This is a genomic window from Micromonospora sp. NPDC023966 (assembly GCF_040639095.1).
In the GTDB taxonomy this organism is placed as follows: Bacteria; Actinomycetota; Actinomycetes; order Mycobacteriales; family Micromonosporaceae; genus Micromonospora.
Genome location: NZ_JBEZZJ010000035.1, coordinates 40163 through 57579, shown reverse-complemented (window position 1 = coordinate 57579; position 17417 = coordinate 40163). Strand labels below are relative to the sequence as shown.

The 17417-nt window shown below is 77.0% G+C and carries 14 protein-coding genes and 1 riboswitch; of the genes, 4 read left to right on the top strand and 10 right to left on the bottom strand.

Going from position 1 to position 17417, the window contains the following annotated elements; all coding sequences use genetic code 11:
- Nucleotide 1: 1 nt before the first annotated feature.
- The 8 genes from AB0F68_RS29400 to AB0F68_RS29365 all read right to left on the bottom strand — a co-directional run bounded on the left by AB0F68_RS29400 (nt 2) and on the right by AB0F68_RS29365 (nt 11022).
- Entirely contained in the window at nt 2-1147 is a 1146-nt protein-coding gene (locus AB0F68_RS29400) for a cobalt-precorrin-5B (C(1))-methyltransferase (RefSeq protein WP_357344086.1), read from the bottom strand.
- Entirely contained in the window at nt 1144-1992 is an 849-nt protein-coding gene (gene cobM / locus AB0F68_RS29395) for a precorrin-4 C(11)-methyltransferase (RefSeq protein ID WP_357344084.1), read from the bottom strand. Before cobM ends, AB0F68_RS29400 begins: the two co-directional genes overlap by 4 nt.
- Nucleotides 1989-2747 (bottom strand): precorrin-2 C(20)-methyltransferase, encoded by a 759-nt coding sequence (cobI, locus tag AB0F68_RS29390; protein WP_357344082.1) that lies wholly within the window; start codon nt 2745-2747, stop codon nt 1989-1991. Before cobI ends, cobM begins: the two co-directional genes overlap by 4 nt.
- A complete protein-coding gene (locus AB0F68_RS29385; RefSeq protein ID WP_357344080.1) occupies nt 2744-4099 on the bottom strand; it encodes a cobyrinate a,c-diamide synthase in 1356 nt (451 codons plus the stop codon). The genes cobI and AB0F68_RS29385 overlap by 4 nt, the downstream gene beginning before the upstream one ends.
- A complete protein-coding gene (gene cobO, locus AB0F68_RS29380; protein ID WP_357344078.1) occupies nt 4093-4704 on the bottom strand; it encodes a cob(I)yrinic acid a,c-diamide adenosyltransferase in 612 nt (203 codons plus the stop codon). The genes AB0F68_RS29385 and cobO overlap by 7 nt, the downstream gene beginning before the upstream one ends.
- The gene (locus tag AB0F68_RS29375; protein WP_357344076.1) at nt 4704-7070 is read right to left on the bottom strand and encodes a VWA domain-containing protein; all 2367 of its coding nucleotides are present in this window, start codon (nt 7068-7070) and stop codon (nt 4704-4706) included. The genes cobO and AB0F68_RS29375 overlap by 1 nt, the downstream gene beginning before the upstream one ends.
- Nucleotides 7067-10735, bottom strand: coding sequence for a cobaltochelatase subunit CobN (gene cobN / locus AB0F68_RS29370; protein WP_357344074.1), 3669 nt, complete (start codon nt 10733-10735; stop codon nt 7067-7069). Before cobN ends, AB0F68_RS29375 begins: the two co-directional genes overlap by 4 nt.
- 152 nt (nt 10736-10887) lie before the next feature.
- A complete protein-coding gene (locus tag AB0F68_RS29365) occupies nt 10888-11022 on the bottom strand; it encodes a hypothetical protein (RefSeq protein ID WP_357344072.1) in 135 nt (44 codons plus the stop codon).
- Nucleotides 11023-11067: 45 nt separating this feature from the next.
- A riboswitch (cobalamin riboswitch) is annotated at nt 11068-11197 on the bottom strand.
- A gap of 306 nt (nt 11198-11503) precedes the next feature.
- On the opposite strand from AB0F68_RS29365, the gene AB0F68_RS29360 reads away from it, so the two are divergent.
- Together AB0F68_RS29360 and AB0F68_RS29355 are read left to right on the top strand one after the other, a co-directional pair.
- On the top strand, nt 11504-12208 hold the full coding sequence (locus tag AB0F68_RS29360) for an MBL fold metallo-hydrolase (protein WP_357344070.1): 705 nt from the start codon (nt 11504-11506) through the stop codon (nt 12206-12208).
- Nucleotides 12209-12222: 14 nt separating this feature from the next.
- The gene (locus AB0F68_RS29355; protein ID WP_357344068.1) at nt 12223-13821 is read left to right on the top strand and encodes a glycosyltransferase 87 family protein; all 1599 of its coding nucleotides are present in this window, start codon (nt 12223-12225) and stop codon (nt 13819-13821) included.
- 27 nt (nt 13822-13848) lie between these two features.
- Here the strand turns inward: AB0F68_RS29355 and AB0F68_RS29350 are convergent, their stop codons facing one another.
- On the bottom strand, nt 13849-14181 hold the full coding sequence (locus AB0F68_RS29350) for a hypothetical protein (protein WP_357344067.1): 333 nt from the start codon (nt 14179-14181) through the stop codon (nt 13849-13851).
- 115 nt (nt 14182-14296) lie between these two features.
- Nucleotides 14297-15514: an MFS transporter gene (locus AB0F68_RS29345; RefSeq protein ID WP_357344065.1), complete on the bottom strand. Its 1218-nt coding sequence runs from the start codon at nt 15512-15514 to the stop codon at nt 14297-14299.
- Between the two features lie 144 nt (nt 15515-15658).
- Here AB0F68_RS29345 and AB0F68_RS29340 point away from each other — a divergent pair, with 144 nt between their 5' ends.
- Entirely contained in the window at nt 15659-16648 is a 990-nt protein-coding gene (locus AB0F68_RS29340) for a LacI family DNA-binding transcriptional regulator (protein WP_357344063.1), read from the top strand.
- Nucleotides 16649-16721: 73 nt separating this feature from the next.
- Entirely contained in the window at nt 16722-17417 is a 696-nt protein-coding gene (locus AB0F68_RS29335; protein WP_357344061.1) for a phospholipase, read from the top strand.

The window sequence follows — 17417 nt, the reverse complement described above, 5'->3', positions numbered from 1 at the left end:
GTCACCCGGCCCACCTCCCGGAGGAGGCGACCACCCGGGCGCCGGCGAAGTCCACCATGGCCACGTCGACGGTGACCGCGTGGCCGGCGAAGCGGCGCAGCACCTGCCGGACCCGCCGGCAGAGCAGGTCGCCGGCCGGGCCGAGCAGCCCGGCGGCCGCCCACAGCTCGTAGGCGTGCCGGCCGGTGTTGGCCGCGGCGACGGCGGCGACGAGGTCCGGGGCGCCGCCGGCCTCGGCGGTGACCGCGCCGAGCAGCGAGAGGTCCACCTTGGACCGGGTGTAGTGGGTCATCAGGATGCCGGCGGCGAGCTTGGCCAGCTTGCCGGCCATGCCGACGAAGACCACCCCGGTCATCCCATCGCCGACGGCGGCGGTGACGGCCGCGCCGGTGAAGTCGCCGACCTCGACGAAGCACACCTCGGGCAGCTCCGGCAGGAGCGCCCGGGCGGCCCGCTCGGTACGCCCGCCGGTGCACAGCACCACGGTCCGCTCCCCCTGGGCGGCCATCACGTGCACGGCCTGCACCACACTGGCCCGCCAGGAGGCGGTGGAGAACGGCCGGACGATCCCGGTGGTGCCGAGGATGGAGATGCCGCCGAGGATGCCGAGCCGCCGGTTGGTGGTCTTGCGGGCCATGATCTCGCCGCGCGGCACGCTGATCACCACCCGGACCCCGGTCTCGCCGAGGTCGACCACCTCGGCGACGGCCTGGCCGATCATGCGGCGCGGGGTCTCGTTGATGGCCGGGCCGCCCACCTCGAGGCCCAGCCCCGGCCGGGTTACGGTGCCGACGCCCGGCCCACCGTCGAGGCGCAGCCCCGGCTCGTCCCGCCAGGTGACGGTGGCGGTCAGCTCGGCGCCGTGGGTGACGTCCGGGTCGTCGCCGGCGTCCTTGACCACCACGGCCTCGGCCCGCCGGGCCCGGTCCAGGTCGCAGCGGGCCACCGCGAAGGTGACCCGCCGGCCGGCCGGCAGCCCGATCTCCACCTGGCGCTGCGGCTCGCCGGTGACCAGCGCGGTCAACGCCGCCTTGGTCGCCGCGGTGGCGCACGCGCCGGTGGTCCAGCCGGTCCGCAACGCGGTGGGCCGGACCTTCGCCGTGCGCGGCAGGTCCGGCTCGCGCAGCGGCGGCTCGGGGTACGTCACCGGCCGTCCCCGCCCGGGTCGGCGGCGTCGCCGGACTGGTCGGCGCGGGCGCGGCGCAGCGCGGCGCGGGCGCCCGGCTCGGCCCGACGGTAGGTGTGGAAGTGCCCGGGGTGGTAGAGGTGCGAGCGGGTGCCGGCCGCGGCGAGCGCCGGCCCGACGAGGAACAGGGTGTGCTTCCAGAGCTTATGCGCCTTGACGGTGGCCTCCAGCTCGCCCAGCGCACAGTGGACGACCAGCTCGTCCGGCCAGGTCGCCTGGTACGCGACCACCACCGGGGTCTCCGGCGGGTAGCCGCCGGCCAGCAGCTCCGCCTGCGCCTGCCCGGAGCGGGCGGCGGAGAGGAACAGCGCCATGGTGGTGCCGTGCCGGGCGAACTCGCGGACCCGCTCGCCGGGCGGCATGGGCGTCTTGCCGCCCTCCAGGCGGGTGAGAATCACCGACTGGGCGACCTCGGGAATGGTCAGCTCCCGGCCGACCAGCGCGGCGACCGCGGTGAACGAGGACACCCCGGGCACCACCTCCACGGCCAGGCCGAGGGCGCGGCACAGGTCGAGCTGCTCCTGCACGGCGCCCCACAGGGCCGGGTCGCCGGAGTGGATCCGGGCCACGGTCAGCCCGCCGGCGGCGGCCCGCTCGTAGAGCGGCCGGACCCCCTCGATGGGCAGCTGGGAGGAGTCGACGATCTCGGCGTCCGGGCGGGCGTGGGCGAGCACGTCGGCGTGCACCAGGCTGGCCGCCCAGATCACCACGTCGGCCCCGGCGATGACCCGGGCGGCGCGCAGGGTGAGCAGGTCGGCCGCGCCGGGGCCGGCCCCGACGAACCAGACCTTGCCGGTGGTGGTCACAGTTGTCCTCCCCGACCGTCCCGGCGGGCCGGGACCAGCAGCGTCGACAGGTACGGCAGGTCGGCGGCGGCGCCGTCCACCGGCCCGATCCGCTCGCCGGGCAGGCCGAGCGCCCGGCCCAGCACGGCGTCGGCCAGCCGGCCCTGCCGGCGCAGCTCGTCGACCAGGTCGGGGTGGCGGCGCCAGCCCTTGTAGACGACGACGGTGCCGGGGCCGGCGAGCGCGTCGGCGACCGGCGTGAGCCCGGCGGTGGCCGGCAGCAGGGTGAGCGGTTCACGGCCCTCGCACAGCGGCACGCCGGCCCGGGCGGCCAGCTCCTGCATGGCGGTGATGCCGGGGACGGTGCGCACTTCGACCGCGGGCCGCCGGGCCCGGACGCCGTCGGCCAGGTAGCCGAAGGTGGAGTAGACGTTGGGGTCGCCGATGGTGGCGAAGGCGACCGACCGGGCGCCGGAGTCGACGGCGGCCACCACGGCCGCCGCCGCGGCCTCCCAGGCCCGCTCCCGGCGGGCGGTCACCCCGCCCCGGTCGTCCAGGGCGAACGGCAGCCGGCGCAGCCGGTCCGCGGGCACGTGCGCCCGCACGGTCGTCTCGGCCCGGCCGGCGGGCGCGTCCGGGTCCGCGGCGTGCCGGTCCAGCACGGGTACGAACACCAGGTCCGCCGCGCCCAGCAGCCGCGCGGCCTTGAGCGTCAGCAGTTCCGGGTCGCCGGGTCCGACCCCGATCCCGGTCAGCACGGCGGCGGGCGGGGTCACCGGCTCGCCGCCTCGACCAGCCGGCGGGCCGCCGCCGGGTGCCCCGCCCAGTGGGTGTGCAGGAAGGACGCGTGCACCCGGCCGGCCACGAAGCCGTGCGGGGCGCCGTCCCAGTGCCAGGCGGGGCGGTCGCCGTGCCCGGGGTCGGTGACGGTGCGATGGAACTCGTGTCCGCGTACCGGGTCGCCGGCGCGGTGCGCCGGGGAGTCGGCGGCGGCCACCGCGTCGCGGTAGCCGAGGGTGAGCCGGCCGGTCATCCGGGCGGTGTGGTGGAGCCGCCCGCACATCGGCACCCCGTCGAGGGCACGGCCGAGGTAGAGCAGCCCCGCGCACTCGGCGACCACCGGGCCGTCGAAGCCGGCCAGTTCGGAGCGGAGCGCGGTGTTGCCGGCCAGGGCGTCGGCGTGCAGCTCGGGGAAGCCCCCGCCGATCACCACGGCCCGGGTTCCGGGCGGCAGGGCCTCGTCGCGCAGCGGATCGAGGGTCACCACCTCCGCGCCGGCCGCGGTGAGCAGCTCGGCGGTCTCCGCGTACGAGAAGGTGAAGGCCGCCCCGCCGGCCACGGCGACGACCGGGCGGGCGGTGCCGGCGGGACCGCCGACCGCGGCGGCCGGGTCCCAGGCGGGCACGGTGAGCGGCGGCGCAGTGCGGGCCAGCGCCAGCACGGCGTCGAGGTCCACGGTGAACTCGACCAGGTCGGCGAGCGCGGCCACCACGGCGACCGACTCGGGCGCGCGTTCGGCGACCGGCACCAGCCCGAGGTGGCGGGACGGCGCGGCCACCTCGGCGGCCCGGGTCACCGCGCCGAGCACGGGCACGTCCACCTCGGCGAGCGCGTCGCGGAGCAGCGTCTCGTGCCGGGGCGAGCCGACCCGGTTGAGGACCACCCCGCCGATGCGCACCGCCGGGTCGAAGGCGCGCAGGCCGAGCACCAGCGCGGCGGCGGAGCGGCCCTGCGCGGTGGTGTCGAGCACCAGCAGCACCGGCGCCTCGATCAGCCGGGCGACGTGCGCCGTGGAGGCGTACCCGCCGTGCCCGACCGCGCCGTCGTGCAGCCCCATCACCCCCTCGACCACGGCCACGTCGGCCGGGCTGGGCACGCTCGCGCCGTGGCGCAGCAGCGGGGCGATCCGCTCGGGGCCGACCAGCCACGGGTCGAGGTTGCGGCCGGGACGGCCGGCGGCCAGCGCGTGGTAGCCGGGGTCGATGTAGTCCGGGCCGACCTTGTGCGGGCTGACCGCCAGGCCGCGGCGGCGCAGCGCGGCGAGCAGCCCGGTGGCCACGGTGGTCTTGCCGTGCCCGCTGGCCGGGGCGGCCACCACCAGCCGGGGTAGCGCCCAGGGGGTCACCATTCGATGCCCTTCTGGCCCTTCTGGCCGGCGTCCATCGGGTGCTTGACCTTGGTCAGCTCGGCGACCAGGTCGGCCGCCTCGACCAGCCGCGGGTCGGCGTCCCGGCCGGTGACCACCACGTGCTGTAAGCCGGGCCGGTCGCGCAGCGTGGCGACCACGTCGTCGACGTCGACCCAGCCCCACTTCATCGGGTACGTGAACTCGTCGAGCACGTAGAGCCCGTAGCGCTCGGCGGCCAGGTCGCGTTGGATCTGTCGCCAGCCCTCGCGGGCGTCCTCGGCGTGGTCGGCCGCGCCGCCGCGCTGGATCCACGACCAGCCCTCGCCCATCTTGTGCCAGGTCACCGGGGCGCCCTGCCCGGTCCGCTCGTGCACCTCGCCGAGGGCCCGGAAGGCGTTCTCCTCCCCCACCCGCCACTTGGCGCTCTTGACGAACTGGAAGACGCCGATGGGCAGCCCGGCGGTCCAGGCCCGCAGCGCCAGCCCGAACGCGGCCGTCGACTTCCCCTTCATCTGTCCGGTGTGCACGATCAGCAGCGGCCGGTGCCGCCGCTGCCGGGTGGTCAGCCCGTCGGCGGGCACGTGGGTCGGCTTCCCCTGCGGCATCAGTCGGCGCTCCTCGTGGTCAGGCCGACGAGCGGGTCAGTGGCCACGTCGGCGAGGTGGTGGTGCGGGGCGTGCAGTTGGGCGGCGAGGCGGCGGGCCAGGTGCAGGCGGACCGGGCCGGTCTCGCAGTCGACGACGACGCACGGCGCGCCGGTGGCGGCGAGCACGGCGGCGGCGCGGGCGGCCCGGTCGAGGGGGCGGGGGCCGGCGGTGGCCCGGCCGTCGGTGACCACCAGCACGAGGGGGCGGCGTTTCGGGTCGCGCAGCCGCTCCACCCGGAGCAGGCCGGCGGCGGCGAGCAGCCCCTCGGCGAGCGGGGTACGCCCGCCGGTGGGCAGCTCGGCCAGCCGGACCGAGGCGGCCAGCACCGAGGAGGTGGCCGGCAGCAGGGTCTGCGCGCCGGCGCCCCGGAAGGCGACCACGGCCACCTTGTCGCGGCGCTGGTAGGCGTCGGTGAGCAGGGCCAGCACGGCGCCCTTGACGGCGGACATCCGCTGGTGGGCGCCCATCGACCCGCTGGCGTCCACCACGAACAGGACGAGGTTGCCCTCGCGTCCCTCGCGGACCGCCTCGCGCACGTCGGACGGGCGCAGCCGCAGCGGCCCACCGGCCCGGCCCCGGGCGGCCTGGTGCGGGGCGGCCGCCCGGACCGTGGCCGGCAGGTGCAGCCCGCCGGTCCGGCCGGCCGGCACCCGGGCGCCGGTGGTGCGGCCGCGCCCGGTGCGGGCCCGGGAGCGCCGGCCGGGCACCCCCTCGCCCACGCCGGGCGCGCTGAGCAGCCGGGCGCGCAGCCCCCGGTCGGGTACGGCCACGGTCCCCGGCCGTCCCTCGGCGCTGTCGGGGTCCCCCGGCCGTCCGGCGGCTCCGGGCCGGCGGGCGCGACCGCGATCGCCTGGCCGGTGCGGACCGTCCCCGTTCTCGCCGCCGGGCCGCTCGACGTCGTGGCCGTCCCCGTTCCCGCCGTCGGACCGGTCCTCGCCCGGGTGGCCGGACTTGTCCGAGGCGGCGTCACGGCCGTGGGGGTGGTCGCGGAACCGGTCGTCGTGGCCCGTCCCGTCGCCGGGCCGGTCGTCGTGGTCCGTCGCGTCGGCGCGGCCGTTGGCCGGCCAGCGGCCGTCGCGGCCCGCGCCGCCCCGCCCGCCGTCCGGCGGCCCGGGGCGCCCGTCGTCGGACCCCCCGGAGCGGTCCCTACCGCCGGCGCCGCCCTTCGCGGGGTCCGGCCGGCCTTGACCGTCGGGGTCCGACCCGGTGCCGCCCGGCCCGCCGGCCGGGTCCCGGGGATCGCCGTCCGGGCCGGGCCCGCTGCCGGGTCCGCCGTCCGGGCCGTCGTCGTCGGGGTCGTCGTCGGGGTGCTGCTCGCGGGCCCGGCGCAGCGCCTCGTCCAGGCGCTGCTCGTCCAGCCCCGGCGTGTCGAACGGGTCCCGGCGGCGGCGGTGCGGCAGGGCCAGCCGGGCGGCGACCCGGACGTCGTCGGCGGCCACCCGGTCCCGGCCCTGCCAGGCGGCGTGCGCCACGGCGGTGCGGGCCGTGACGATGTCGGCGCGCATGCCGTCCACGTCGAACGCCGCGCAGACCTCGGCGATCTGCCGCAGCGCCGCGGCGGGCAGCGCCACCCGGGGCAGCCGGTGCCGGGCGGCGGCCACCCGGCGGGCCACCTCGGCGTCCGCCTCCACCCAGCCGGCGGCGAAGCCGGCCGGGTCGGCGTCGGCGGCGAGCCGGCGGCGGACCACCTCGGCGCGTACGGCGGGGTCGCGGCTGGCGGCCACCTCGACGGTGAGGCCGAACCGGTCGAGCAGCTGCGGGCGCAGCTCCCCCTCCTCCGGGTTCATGGTGCCGACCAGCAGGAACCGGGCGGCGTGGCTGACCGAGACGCCCTCCCGCTCGACGTGGCAGCGGCCCATCGCGGCGGCGTCCAGCAGCAGGTCGACCAAATGGTCGTGGAGCAGGTTGACCTCGTCGACGTAGAGCACGCCGCGGTGGGCGGCGGCGAGCAGGCCGGGCTCGTAGGCGCGTACCCCCTCGGCCAGGGCCTTCTCCAGGTCGAGCGAGCCGACCACCCGGTCCTCGGCGGCGCCCACCGGCAGCTCGACCAGGCGGGCCGGGCGGCGCTCGGCCGCCGACCCGGCCGGGTGCGGCCCGTCCGGGCAGCCCGGGTCGGGTACTGCCGGGTCGCAGGCGAAGCGGCAGGCGGCGACCCGGTCGACCGGAGGCAGCAGCCCGGCGAGGGCGCGCACGGCGGTGGACTTGGCGGTGCCCTTCTCGCCCCGGACCAGCACCCCGCCGATGGCCGGGCTGACCGCGTTGAGCAGCAGGGCGAGGCGCATCTCGTCCATCCCGAGCACCGCGCTGAACGGGTACGCACTCATTGCCGGTCCTCCAGGTCGCCCTCGCTGGCCAGGTACGTCTCGTGCAGCCGGTCGAGGGTGGCCGGCTCGGGCGCGGCCCACAGCCCCCGGTCGGCGGCCTCCAGCAGCCGCTCGGCGATGCCGCGCAGCGCCCACGGGTTGGACCGGTCCAGGAACTCCCGGGTCTCCGGGTCGAACAGGTACGCCTCGGCGAGCCGCTCGTACATCCAGTCGTCGACGACGCCGGCGGTGGCGTCGTAGCCGAACAGGTAGTCCACGGTGGCGGCCAGCTCGAAGGCGCCCTTGTAGCCGTGCCGGCGCATGGCGGCGATCCAGCGTGGGTTGACCACCCGGGCCCGGAACACCCGGCGGGTCTCCTCGCCGAGGGTGCGGGTCCGCACGTCGTGCGGCATGGCCGAGTCCCCCACGTACGCGGCCGGGGAGCCGCCGGTGAGGTGGCGGACCATGGCCACCATCCCGCCGTGGTACTGGAAGTAGTCGTCGGAGTCGACGATGTCGTGCTCGCGGGTGTCCTGGTTTTTCACGGCGACGGCGATCCGGGCGAAGGAGCGTTCCATGTCGGCCCGCGCCTCCCGCCCGTCCAGCCCCGGCCCGTACGCGTAGCCGCCCCAGACCGCGTACACCTCGGCCAGGTCGGCGTCGGTGCGCCAGTTCCGGGCGTCGATGAGCGGCAGCAGCCCGGCCCCGTACGCGCCGGGTTTGGAGCCGAAGATGCGGGCGGTGGCCCGGCGCGGGTCGCCGTGCTCGGCGACGTCGGCGTCGACGTGCGCCTTCACGTAGTTCTCCGCGGCCGGCTCGTCGAGCGCGGCGACCTGCCGGACGGCGTCGTCGATCAGGGCGACGACGTGCGGGAAGGCGTCCCGGAAGAAGCCGGAGATGCGCACCGTGACGTCGACCCGGGGGCGGCCCAGCTCGGCGAGGGGCACCACTTCGACGCCGGTGACCCGGCGGGACCGGTCGTCCCACACCGGACGGACGCCGAGCAGCGCCAGCACCTCGGCGATGTCGTCACCCTGGGTCCGCATGGCGCTGGTGCCCCAGACGGTGAGCCCGACCGAGCGCGGGTACGCCCCGGTGTCGGCGAGGTGCCGGGCCAGCAGCGAGTCGGCGAGGGCCACCCCGACGTCCCAGGCGTTGCGGCTGGGGATGGCCTTCGGGTCGACCGAGTAGAAGTTGCGCCCGGTGGGGAGCACGTTGACCAGCCCGCGGGTGGGCGAGCCGGACGGGCCGGGCGGGACGAACCGGCCGTCGAGCGCGCCGAGCACCCGGTCGATCTCGTCGGTGGTCCGGTCCAGCCGGGGCACCACCTCGCGGGCGGCGAAGCGGAGCACCTCGGTGGCGTCGGGCGCCGGCCCGCCGACCACCTCCTCGACCACCGCGCCGGCCTTGGTCTCGTCCCAGCCGAGGGTCTCCATGCCGAGCACCAGCCGGCGGGCCAGGGCCTCGATCAGGTCGACGGCGTCGGCGGCGGTGGCGGCCGGCCCGTCGACCGCCTCGGTGAGCGCCGCCGGCACGGCGATCCGCGCGCCGGGCGCGGCGAGCAGCGCCGCCTCGTCGAGGCCGGCGTGGGCGGCGAGGGCCTGGCGCAGCCCGGGCAGCGCCCGGACGCCGCCCCAGACCTGCGGGGCGCGCAGCACGGCGAGCACCAGGTTGACCCGGGCCTCCCCGGCGGGCGCCTCGGCGAGCACGTGCAGGCCGTCGCGGATCTGCACGTCCTTGACCTCGCAGAGGTAGCCGTCGAGGTGCAGCACGAAGTCGTCGAAGTCGTCGCCGGCGGGCATCTCCGCCTGGTGCAGGTCGTGGTGCAGCTCGGCGGCGCGGACCAGCTCCCAGATCTGCCGCTGGACGGTGGGCGCCTTGGCCGGGTCGAGGGCCTGCACGGTGGCGTACTCGTCGAGGAGCTGTTCGAGCTTGGCCAGGTCGCCGTACGTCTCGGCACGGGCCATCGGCGGCACCAGGTGGTCGACCACCACGGCGTGCGCCCGGCGCTTGGCCTGAGTGCCCTCGCCGGGGTCGTTGACGATGAACGGGTAGACCAGCGGCAGGTCGCCGAGGACCGCGTCGGGGGCGCAGTCGGCGGCCAGCCCGAGGCCCTTGCCGGGCAGCCATTCCAGGGTGCCGTGCTTGCCGAGGTGGACCACGGCGTCCGCGCCGAAGCCGCCGTCGGCGACCGGCGCGGCCAGCCAGCGGTACGCGGCCAGGTAGTGGTGGCTGGGCGGCAGGTCCGGGTCGTGGTAGATGGCGACGGGGTTCTCGCCGAAGCCGCGGGGCGGCTGGATGAGCAGCGCCACGTTGCCGAAGCGCAGCCCGGCCAGGACGATGTCGCCGCCGTCGGTGTAGAGGTGGCCGGGCGGCTCGCCCCAGTGCTCCCGCATCCGCTCCCGCAGCGGAGCGGGGACCGCGTCGAACCAGCGCCGGTAGGTCTCCCCCGGCACCCGCGCCTCGGCGGCGGCGAGCTGTTCGGGGGTGAGCCACTCGACGTCGTGCCCGCCCGCGGCGATCAGGGCGTGGATCAGCGCGTCCCCGTCGTCCGGCACCGGCTGGTCGCCCAGGTGGTAGCCGGCCTCGGCGAGGGCGGCGAGCAGCCGGACCGCCGAGGCGGGGGTGTCCAGCCCGACCGCGTTGCCGACCCGGGAGTGCTTGGTCGGGTACGAGCTGAGCACGACGGCCAGGCGCTTGTCGGCGTTCGGGACGTGCCGCAGCCGGGCCTGCCGGACGGCGATGCCGGCGACCCGGGCGGCGCGCTCCGGGTCGGGCTGGTAGACCGACAGCCCGTCGGCGTCGATCCGCTTGAACGAGAACGGCACGGTGACGATGCGGCCGTCGAACTCGGGGATGGCCACCTGCATGGCGGCGTCCAACGGGGACAGTCCGGCGGCGCTGGCCGCCCACCGGTCGCGGTCGCCGGTCAGGCAGAGCGCCTGGACGATCGGCACGTCCAGGGCGGCGAGCGCGCCGACGTCCCAAGCGTCCTCGTCGCCGCCGCCGGAGGCGTCCGCGGCGACCGCCCCGCCGGCCGCGAGCACGGTCACCACCAGGGCGTCGCACCGCGCGAACTCCTCGAGCGGGCCGGCGCCCGGGGCGAGCCCGCGCAGGGAGCCGCAGAACACCGGCAGCGGCTGTCCGCCGGCCGCGGTGACCGCGTCGGCCAGGGTCTCGACGAAGGCGGTGTTCCCGGCCAGGGCGTGCGCCCGGTAGAAGACGATGCCGACCACGGGCCGGCCGTCGGGCGCCGGGTCGGGGCCGAGGATCCCGTACGGCGGGGTGGGCGCGGGCGGGGCGAAGCCCTCGCCGGTGAGCAGCACCGTGTCGGAGAGGAACCGGGCCAGCTCGGCGAGGTTCTCCGGGCCGCCCTCGACCAGGTAGCCGAGCGCCTCGGCGGCCACCCCGGCGGCCACCGTGGACGCGGCCATCAGCTCCGCGTCGGGCACCGCCTCGCCGCCGAGCACGACGGTCGGCACGCCGGAGCCGAGCACCGCGGCGAGGCCGTCCGGCCACGCCTGCCGGCCGCCGAGCAGGCGTACGACGGCCAGGTCGACGCCGTCGAGGAGCGCGGGCACGGCGTCGGCGGCGACCCGGGCGGGGTTGGCCAGCCGGTAGTCGGCGCCGCTGGCGCGGGCGGCGAGCAGGTCGGTGTCGGCGGTGGAGAGCAGCAGGATGCGCACGGACGGCTCCGGAGCGTGACGCCCGGCGGCGCGGCGGGGCCGGCGGCGGGCGGGGGCGGGTGCGGACTCGGCGGGTACGCGGATCCGGCGGACGGCTCACCGACGCAGGGCCGGCAGGGGCGCCCGGCCGGGTGCGGAACCCGGCGGGGCGATCAGCGCCGGACGGCGCGAGCCCGCCCGGCGCGCGGCGCGATGGCCTGCGGGGCGGCGCGGTGAGCGGTCAGCGGCGCGTCGGTGCGCGCCGGCCGGATACGACGATCGTCGTCGATGGCGGAAAGGCCGTGCATCGGTTCCTCCTCGGGTGTCCACGCCCTGGGGCTCTCCGACGGCCGAAGTATCCTGGCTCCCGGATCGACGCTCACCCCCGGCCTTCCAACCGCGCACGCACGGCCGTGACTCACGAGGGGGGATCGCTCCCCGGTGACAGTGGCGGGACCGCGCCGGAATCGCACCGGCTTCCTTCACTGCCGTCAGGCCGCGAATGCTGCCACAGCCGCCCGGCGTGGGTCAATGCCGGGTCCCCCGCCTCCCCACCCGGCCGACGGCATCCGCATCAGTCGATTGGCCGGCGCCATTCTCCAGCCCGATCGCAATGGCGCGAGCCGATGGGAGTGGCGGTATTCCGGCGGCCCGCGACGAGCATTCCCGGCGTACGCCGGTCTGCGCCCGGAGATCGCGTCGCGGCAGCCGGGCAGCCCGGAGCGGTGCCCGGCCGATAGCATCGCGATCACCTGTGGACGAGGTGCCACGGAGGGGGAGGAATTGCCGGTGGCGCTGCGACATCTCGCCGGTCGGGTCTGGTTGTTCCCCGGCGATCCCGACCCGCAGGCGGTCCGCCCGACCGTGGCCGTGGTCGCCGACGACCGCGGAAGTGTGATCGTCGACGCGGGGCAGAGCCCCGCCCACGCCCGGGAGATCCGGGCCGCGCTGACCGCGGCCGGCCTGCCGGAGCCGCGCTGGCTCGTCTACACCCACCACCACTGGGACCACGTCTGGGGCGCCTGCGCCTGGCCCGGCGTCGAGATCGTCGGGCACGAGAGCGCGGTCGGCCTGCTGCGCGCCGAGGCGGCCCGGCCGTGGAGCCACGACTACCTGGACGAGCAGGTCCGGGCGAACCCCCGGCTCGGCCCCAGCTTCCAGGCCCGGGCCCGGACGGTCGACTCCTGGGACGGCTTCGCGATCCTGCCACCGACCCGCACCTTCACCGACGAGGTGACGCTGCCCACCGGGGTCCGGGTCCGGCACGTCGGCGGTCGGCACGCCCCGGACTCGTCGGTGGTGCTGGTGGCCGACTCGGGCGTCATGCTGCTCGGCGACTGCTGGTACCCGCCGCCGCTGCACCTGCGGGGGCCGGACGACGGCCCCGACCTGGCCATGGCCCGCGGCCTGCTGGAACCCGGCTACGAGTGGTACGTCTCCAGCCACAGCGACCCGCTGACGCCGGCCGAGGCCCACGCGGCCCTGGCCGGCTGACCTATCCTCGGTCGATGCGGGACCGACGGGTGATGCTGCTGTGGGCGGCGTTCGCGCTGACCGCCACGGTCTCCACCCTGCTGGTGCTGCGGCGCCCCGATCACCTCTCCGACCTGCACATCTATTACGGGGCGCTGACCGACCTACGGGCCGGACGCCCGCTGTACGGGTACGTCGCGGAGAACGGGGGTCCCTTCACGTACCCGCCCTTCGCGGCCCTCGTGCTCGCGCCGGTCACCCTGGTCCCGGAGGCCGTGGTCGGGGCGGTGTGGCTGCTCCTGACGGTCGCGGCGGTGGTCGCCATCGCCGTGCCGATCGGTGGCGTGCTGGCGTCCGAGCCGGCCAGGCGGCCGCTGGCGGTGGCCGCGGTGGCCGCGGTGCTGATGCTCTCCGCGCCGGTCCAGAGCAACCTGCGCTTCGGGCAGGTGAGCGTCTTCATCGTGCTGCTGGCGCTCCTGGACGGCATGGGAGTCGTGCCGGCCCGGTGGCGCGGGGTGCTGGTCGGGGTCGCCGCGGCGATCAAGCTGACCCCGTTGCTCTTCGTGGCGTACTTCCTCGCCAGCGGCCGGTACCGCGACGCCGCACGGGCGGTGGCCGCCTTCCTGGCCTGCGCGGCGATCGCCGCGGCCGTGGTGCCCGCCGAGAGCTGGACCTACTGGACCGGCACGGTGGCGCAGACCTCCCGGATCGGCGACCTCGCCTCGCTGGGCAACCAGTCGCTGCACGGGATGCTGCTCCGGATCGGTGTGGACCCGGCGTCCCTCCCAGTGGTCTGGGCCGCACTGGCAGGCGTCGTCTGCGTGGCGGCGCTGCTGCGGGCGCGGCAGCTCACGGTGCACGGCCGTCCGGGTCACGCCGCCGTGCTCGTCGGCTGCGCCACCGTGGCCGCGTCTCCGGTCTCCTGGACGCACCACCAGATCTGGCCGGTGCTGGCCGCGATGCTGCTGATCGGCACCACCGGAGTGGCCCGCAAGGTGGCCGGAGCCGTCCTGCTCGTGGCGATGGTGGTGTCCCTGGGCGCCGTGCTCGGCCCGGTGTCGACCCGGCCAGGGATGCAGTTCCTCTTCGAGAACGCCCGCACGCTCGGCGCGGGCGCGCTCTGCCTGGCCGGGTTCGGCGGCGTGGCGGTCGCGGCGACGCGACCGCGGCGAGGGACCACCGCCGGCCGGGCCTGGCTGCGGGTGGGCGTGGCTGCCGCCGCCACGCTGGCGTTCTTCGCCGTGCAGCCGCTGCCGGCCGGTGCCGATCCGACCTTCAAGGCGTACACCTTGAGCGACGTGGCGAACCCCCGGTACTTCTTCGTCTGCCGTGGCGTGGCCGAGTGCGCCGCGTACGGCGGGGACGAGCCGGTCACCTTCGGCACGGCCGTCGAGCGGACGAAGGTGCGGGTCAACGGGGTCGTCTCCGGGCAGGTGGCCCGGCTGGAGTACTACTCCGCGCCCGGCGGGATGCCACGGGTCATTCCCCTGCTCGCCGCGTACCCCGGGTCACGGACGTTCTCCTTCCGCTCCGCGACCATGACGCACGGTCGGCTCGTCGCCTATGCGGCCGACGGTCAGCCGATCGCCACGTACGACGACGAGTTGGCCACCGCCTTCCGCGGGCAGCGCTGACGGCCCCGCCGGCCGGAGCCGGCCGGGTCAGCGGGCGCGGCGCTCCGGGTGGGCCCGGTTCCAGGCCCGCATCCGCTCCGGGTAGCCGGTGCGGGCGGCCTCGTAGAGCGGGACCGCGTGCTTCTGGGCGATCTTCGCGGCGGCCCGGGGCGAGCCGGTGCGGCGGCGGATCCACTCCCCGTCGTGGGCGATGGCCACGACGGTGGTGTCGGTGGCGGTGGTCTCCGGCTCCAGGTAGAACTCCACCCCGCGCCGGCTGGTCACGAAGGCCTCCAGCGCGGCCAGGTCGTCCCGGGTCGCCTCCCGGTCGAGCTTCGTCGGGGTCGTGGGGTCGGCGGCCTTCCGGCTGAACCAGCCCATGCCCGCCTCCTCTCCTCGGCGTCCCACCCAGTGCAGCACCCGTACCTGGCAACCGGCTGCGAGCCGGGTGGGAGTCCGCTGACGGCCCCGGCCGCCCGCCGTGCCGTGCCGGTGGTCAGCGGGCCCGGGGGCGTAGCACCGGGACCAGGGCCAGGGTGGGCAGCAGGAGCAGGGGGACCACGCCGAGGGCGGGCAGGATGCCCAGCCGGTCACCGAGGAAGCCGAGCAGCGGCGGGCCGCCGAGGAAGGCGGTGTAGCCGATCATGGCGACCACGCTGACCCGGGTCGGCGCCCGGTCCTCGTCGTCGGCGGCGGCGCTCATCCCGACCGGGAAGCCGAGCGACGCCCCGACGCCCCAGAGCGCCACGCCGGCCACGGCGAGCGGCCCGGAGCCGGCCAGCACGGCGCAGGTGGACCCGGTGACGGCCAGCCCGATGGTGCCGAACAGCACCGGCACCCGGCCCCACCGGTCGATCGCCACGGTGCCGGCGGTCCGGCCGAGGGTCATGCCGACCACGAAGACCCCGAAGACGGCGGCGCCGGCCGCCTCGCTCACGCCGTACCCGTCGACGAACGCCACCGCCAGCCAGTCGTTCGCGCTGCCCTCGGTGAACGCCATCACCAGCACGAACAGGCCGACGAGCAGGGTGCGCGGCTCCCGCCAGGTGGCCAGCAGCGCGCGCCGGTGGGTGGCCGGGTCGGTCGAGCCGGCCGTCTCGGCCGGGGCGGGCAGGAAGGCGCGGGCGCCGAGCAGCGTGCCGCCCAGGACCACCACCGCGATCACGGGCAGGTGCCAGCCGACCGGTACGCCCAGCCGGGCCGCTCCGGCGCCCAGCCCGGCCCCGGCGACCGAACCGAGACTCCAGGCGGCGTGGAACCGGGGCATGATGGTCCGGCCGAGCCGCTTCTCCACCGCCGCGCCCTCGACGTTCATCCCCACGTCACAGGTGCCGGAGCCGTACCCCACGGCGAAGAGCCCGACCACGACGCCGAAGAGCGAGCCGGCCAGGCTGGCGGAGAGGCCGGCGACCGTCAGGCCGAGCGCGACCAGCACGGTCGAGGCCACCACGGTGCGGGCCGGGCCGAGCCGCAGGGTGACCAGTCCGGCGGTGGACATGGCCACCAGCGCGCCGGCCGACATGGCCAGCAGCAGCAGGCCGAGCCGCCCCGCGCTCAGTCCGAGCGTCTCGCGGATCGCGGGCACCCGGGAGAACCAGGTGGCCACCGCCAGCCCGTTGAGGGCGAAGACGACCGCCACGCCGTTGCGGGCGGCCAGGACCGCCCGCGGCGCGACGGACCCCGCCTCGGCCGGCGCGTTGATGGTGCTGCTCACGGTGTTCTGGTCCTTTCCCCCGTGGTCGTCCGACGACCATCGCACACCTGAGAGCGTTATCACGACAAGCTTTCCCAGCCCTTACCCCGGCGGGCCCCGAGCGGGCATGATGCCGACAGAACGGCCCCCAGGGGAGGACGAGACATGAACACGCCGACCAGCCGCGCGGTGACCCTCGACGACGTGGCCCGGGCGGCCGGGGTCTCCCGGGCCACCGCCTCCCGGGTGCTGGGCGGCTACGGGTTCGCCTCGGTGGACGCCCGGGAGCGGGTCGGCGCCGCCGCCGACCGGCTCGGCTACGTGCCGAACACCACGGCCCGCGCGCTGGTCCGGGGCGCCGGGGTACGCCTCGTCGTGGCGGTCTCCGGCACCGACGCCACCGTGCTGGACGACCCGTACGTGGACCGGCTGGTGAGCGCGGTGGCCCGGGTGTGCGCCCCGCACGGGGTGGGGGTGGCCCTGGAGTGGCTGCCGCTGGACGCCCCGGCCGGGCTGCGCCGGCTCGGCGACGACCGGAGCGTCTGCGGGGTGCTGCTGGTCAACACCACGTCGCGGGCGCTCGACGCGGTCCCCGCCGGGCTGCGCGGGCGGGTCGTCTCGATCGGCACGGGCTCGCCGGCCGTCCCCTCCTTCGACGTGGACAACGCCGCCGGCGCCGGCGCGGTGCTGCGCCACCTGTACGCGGGCGGCCGCCGCCGGATCGCCATGGTCACCGGTCCGCGCTGGCTGAGCTGCGCGGAGCGGTCGGTGACCGCGTACCAGGGGCTGATGCGGGCCGCGGGGCTGCCGGCGCGACTGGTCAACGGCGACTTCACCGCGGCGCGGGGCGGCCGGGCGGCGCTGGAGGTGCTGAGCCGCTGGCCGGACATCGACGCCATCTACGCGGCCAGCGACGCCACCGCGCTGGGCGTGATCGCCGCGCTGCGCGGGCGCGGGATCCGGGTACCGCACGACGTGGCGGTGGGCGGCTTCGACGACATCCCGTACGCGGCGGTGAGCAGCCCGGCACTGACCACCGCCACCCACCCGGTGGCCCGGATCGCCACCGCGGCGGCGACCGCCGTGCTCGACGGCCGGCCGGTGCTCCCGGTGACCGCGTTCCCGTCCCGGCTGGTGGCGCGGGAGAGCGCCTGAGCGGCAGCCGGGCGGTTGAGGCGCCGGGAGCCGGGTATCCGCCGCCCGACCCGACCGACGACAGGGGGGCGAGGTGACCGAACCAGCGCCGCCGCACCGGCAGCCCGAGGAGGGGTACCGGCACGGCCGGCTGACCGCCCGTCCCATGGCCGTGGCCGCACCCGGCCCGACCGGGCCGGCCGAACTTCCCGACCCGGCGGGCGGGCCGCCCGCGCTGCGCCACGTGCCCACCGGCGGCGCCGGACCGTACCGGCTGGTGCTGCTGCTGCACGGGGCGGGGGGCTCAGCCCGGCAGGGCCTCGACCTGCTGCTGCCGCTGGCCGACGCGCACCGGCTGCTGCTGCTCGCCCCGCAGGCCTCGGCGAGCACCTGGGACCTGATCGCGGAGGGGTACGGCCCGGACGTGGCCCGGATCGACGCGCTGCTGGCCGCGACCCTCCGCGCGTACCCGGTGTCCGGGGTGACGGTCGGCGGCTTCTCCGACGGGGCCTCGTACGCCCTCTCCCTGGGCCTGACCAACGGCGACCTGGTCGACTCGGTGCTGGCCTTCTCCCCGGGCTTCGCCGCGCCGCTGGTCACCCACGGCCGGCCCCGGTTGTTCGTCTCGCACGGCACCGACGACCGGGTGCTGCCGGTCGACGTGTGCAGCCGGCGGCTGGTGCCCCGCCTGCACACCCTCGGCTATACCGCCGAGTACGCCGAGTTCGCCGGCGGACACGAGGTGCCGGCGGAGATCCGGCGACGGGCGGTGGACTGGCTGGTGGGGTGA